This is a genomic window from Candidatus Cloacimonadota bacterium (assembly GCA_011372345.1).
GTDB lineage: Bacteria > Cloacimonadota > Cloacimonadia > Cloacimonadales > TCS61 > DRTC01.
The window spans coordinates 1-1,977 of record DRTC01000564.1; the positions used below are offsets into that span (position 1 = coordinate 1).

General features: G+C 43.2%; 1 protein-coding gene. It reads left to right on the top strand.

The window, feature by feature from the left end; all coding sequences use genetic code 11:
• A partial coding sequence (locus tag ENL20_10780; GenBank protein ID HHE39039.1) for a hypothetical protein occupies positions 1-1,977 on the top strand: 1,977 nt, incomplete at both ends.

The following is a 1,977-nucleotide window of genomic DNA, read 5'->3' on the forward strand; positions in this document are numbered from 1 at the left end:
AGTGGAACAGAATCAGAAGTCTGGGCTGCAATCGAATTTGCTACGGATTATGGAGCAGATGTGATCAGTATGTCGCTTGGCTGGCAGCATTCATGGGGAGTTGATCGAGAATCCTGGCGGGACACTTATAATTATGCATTAGCTGCCGGAGTTATCGCATCAGTTGCTGCCGGAAATGAAGGTGATTCGCAGGGATATTATCCAATTCCTGATAATGTCAGAACTCCAGGAGATTGTCCTCCACCCTGGCTGCATCCTGATCAGACTTTAACTGGTGGGATCTCAGCTGTTGTTTGTGTCGGATCAACTACAAGCAGTGATGTTATTTCTTATTTTTCCAGTCGAGGACCATTGGATTGGAGCAGTATCAATAATTACTGGGACTATCCTTACAATCCTGAAATGGGATTGATCAGACCCGATATCTGTGCTCCCGGCTCGAATATCAAATCTCTGGATTACGGGAGTGATACAGGTTATGCAGATGGCTGGAGTGGAACTTCCATGGCAACTCCCTGTGTTGCCGGAGTTATGGCTTTGATGCTGGAGAAAAATGATACAATAACACCTGCCCAGATCGATCAAATTCTGGAAGAAACTGTTGCTATTCCGCAATCTCCTAAAAATAACACATATGGTTCAGGTAGAGTCAATGCACTTGCTGCGGTAAATGCAACTCCGCACTCTAACTTTCCTTCCTGCACGATCACCAATCCTCTACATGGAGACATGATCGTACATGGCACAACAGAAACAATTACTGTCGATGCCGACGATAATGACGGTAGTGTCGTACGGGTAGAATTTTACATCGACGATGTTTATCAAGCATCCGATTATTCAGCTCCTTATAGTTATAGCTGGAATACAACCTCTTATTCTCTGGATGACCATACAATAAAAGCAACCGCGGTAGATAACGATTCTTATGAGACAGACCACGAAATAACAGTTACAGTTTATGATCCGCCTGATATTTCCATCAATCCTACTTCATTCAGTGTTAATCTTGAACCTGATCAAACAACAAATGAGAATTTAAGGATTTCTAATAATGGAGTTTCCGACCTGACCTATGAACTCGATCATGAAGACAGGGGACAGGGAGGACCAGATACTTACGGATATTCCTGGATTGACAGCAATGAACCTGACGGACCTGTTTATGACTGGCGCGACATTACTGGAACACAAGTGACTTTTACCCATAACGATGAAGCAACCGGTTTGCTCCCGATTGGATTTACCTTCAATTATTATGGAATTGAGTATAATCAATTCCGGATCAGCCCGAATGGCTGGATCGGATTTGGAGATGACTGGACAGATTATCATAACTACGAACTTCCAAGAGTTGATGCACCGCGTCCTGCAGTTTTCGGTTTCTGGGATGATCTTCATCCCTGGGATGGCAGTAATGGCAGCGGAAATGTGTATTATTATGGAAATTCTGACAGTCTGGTCGTCTGGTTCGATGATGTGATTCATTATGTTGGTACCTGGAACGGAACTTATGATTTCCAGATGATTTTATATGCAAACGGCAGGATTCTATTCCAATACCGAACAGTTACCGGAGATCTCGATACCTGCACCATCGGAATTCAGAATGCAAGCGGAGATGACGGACTCGAGGTTTGTTATGATGAGAATTATGTGACGAATAATTTAGCAGTTCTCTTTAAAAAAGACTGGTTGAGGTTATCTCCTACTTCCGGCACAGTTCCCGGTTCGACTTATGATGATGTAACTTTAATGTTCGATACTGCAGGTTTAACAGAAGGAACATATTTGAAGAACCTGGTCATTGACAGCAACGATCCGGATGAACCTCAAATAATTGTGCCCGTTACATTAAATGTCGGAACAACTCTTCCGCCTGATCCTCCTGAAAATGTTTCTGTTGCAATTGTAGGAGCAAATGTTCAGATTAATTGGGATTCGGTTTCAGGAGCGACTTCCTACACAGTTTACAGC